Annotated in this window: 1 protein-coding gene and 2 pseudogenes; 1 reads left to right on the plus strand and 2 read right to left on the minus strand. The window is 48.0% G+C overall.

Annotated features, from left to right (window positions below):
* Positions 1 to 84: 84 nt before the first annotated feature.
* Positions 85 to 1,122, plus strand: a pseudogene (locus IM317_RS23430) (ATP-dependent endonuclease); the annotation flags it as partial.
* 166 nt (positions 1,123 to 1,288) lie between these two features.
* Here IM317_RS23430 and IM317_RS23435 read toward each other — a convergent pair.
* Both IM317_RS23435 and IM317_RS23440 read right to left on the minus strand, forming a co-directional pair.
* Complete coding sequence (locus tag IM317_RS23435) at positions 1,289 to 1,639, minus strand: DUF305 domain-containing protein (RefSeq protein WP_008786877.1); 351 nt, start codon at positions 1,637 to 1,639, stop codon at positions 1,289 to 1,291.
* A gap of 146 nt (positions 1,640 to 1,785) precedes the next feature.
* A pseudogene (locus tag IM317_RS23440) lies at positions 1,786 to 1,954 on the minus strand (copper-binding protein); the annotation flags it as partial.

A 1,954-nucleotide genomic window follows, 5' to 3' on the forward strand; every position in this document is an offset into this window, starting at 1 on the left:
CCTTTTCCAAGCGGACCCCATCTGAGGGTGGTATCAGATTGATGGGGTGAAGGTGCCCCATCAACCATTAAATCCGTATACCCGGATAAATTACGTGAAATGGCCCCCGAACTCGCCAGTGAACTGACTCCACGATTTAAGGAAAAACCCAAGTGGACCTTCAATTTCACCCTGGACGGGGAAAATGGCATCCCCATCAATAAGCGCGGCAGCGGGATAAGGAGGCTTATCCTGTTGAATTTTTTCCGGGCTGAGGCTGAAAAGAATGTCGCGGGGACGCCCAGAAACATGATTTATGCCATCGAAGAGCCTGAAACGTCACAGCAGCCAAACTATCAGATGATGCTGATGAAAGCGTTGCTGGCACTGGCAGGCCAGCCGCACCGTCAGATTATCGTCACCACCCATGTCCCGGCGCTGGCCGGATTGATCCCTGTCGAAGGTGTACGTTATGTCACCCGAAATGAGGCGGGTGAACCCGTAGTAAAAATGCCGGATGACGCTGTGCTGAAGGAAGCCACTGAAAGCCTGGGGGTGCTACCAGAGACCGGTATGGAAAGGGCGCAGGGGATTGTTCTGGTAGAGGGAAAGTCGGATGTCACTTTCCTGAGGCATGCGGCCAGTTCATTAAAACAGTCAGGTGTGCTGCCAGCCTCTCTGGAGGACGTGAAAATAGTGCCAGTCCTCATAGGAGGGTGTGGCAGCGTCAAACACTGGGTTACATTGAATCTGGCCAACGATCTGGGGCTTCCCTGGTGCGTTTTTCTGGACTCCGATATTGGGGGAGACCCTGCACAGGTTATGTCCATTCAGAAACGTAAAAGAGAAGTGGAGGATGCCGGTAAGGTATTCTTCGCCACGCGTAAACGTGAAATAGAGAACTATCTCTGCCCGGATCTGATCGAAGAAATGACCGGTGTAGCCGTCACGTTTACGGACACCTGTGATGCTAAAAAAATAATTGGCCGGGCGGTGGGAATGAAGCCCGATAATGTGCTTGATAAATTCTGGCCCCGGATGACAGCGGAAAGAATCATCTCAAGATCAACCTATCATGACGGAATGCAGGAAAGGATTGAGCTGGTTGAGATCCTGAGCGATATTGTTGCCATGACGAGATAATGTGTAAAAATTATCGCTGCTGCATATATTCCGGTCCACAGCAAAGGACCGGAGTATAGTATATAAAAAACCCGAAATTAATCGGGTTTTAATTATTTAACGTTTAACAGGCTCCCGTGCCCGGGAGTGAATTAAAATTACGCTTATTATGGCGTTTTTGCAATCTTTATTTTTGACTGCCAAGCCATTTATTCATCTGCTCGATTTCACCTTTCTGAGCTTTAATGATGTCCTGCGCAAGCTTTCTCATTTCGGGATCTTTTCCGTATTTAAGTTCGGTCTCAGCCATTGCTATTGCTCCTTCATGGTGTGCGATCATACCTTTTGCAAAGGCCTTATCGGGATCGGGCTCATTAACGGCGGCCATCATTTTGTCATGCATGTCTTTCATGCCAGCCATATATTCCTGTGACGATGCCGATGAGTGCATATCTGACATTTTCATTTCCGAATGTTCAGCAGAAATGGCTGGCAGGGATAACATTAATATTACAAAAAGGGTGTTTTTGATTTTCATTTAATAAATCCTTTCAGACAGGTACCGGTTAATTGTAGCTGAGTCAGATAAAAAAGCCCCCTGACGGGGGCAAAAATCTCACAACATATCCGGTTAAGGAATAATCTATCAAGGAAAGGGTAAAAGCACGGATACTACAGTCGCATTCAGCCTGCATTGATCATGCGGCGGTGCGCTTCGGCCATGGCCTGATGTGGGCCGGATTGCCCGTTATTCATGAATTCATGGGCAACCGCTGCTCTTTCATGCTCATTCATCGCCGTGTAAGATGTTGACGGGACGGTCGTGGATACTGTGTTATTTCCCATCATCTTC

This window comes from Enterobacter cloacae complex sp. S3 (genome assembly GCF_014930495.1).
Classification (GTDB): Bacteria; Pseudomonadota; Gammaproteobacteria; order Enterobacterales; family Enterobacteriaceae; genus Enterobacter; species Enterobacter asburiae_B.

What these genes read in the sequence shown, in the direction of transcription:
- IM317_RS23435 (WP_008786877.1), bottom strand. Translation starts at nt 1,639, where the DNA reads ATGAAAATCAAAAACACCCTTTTTGTAATATTAATGTTATCCCTGCCA.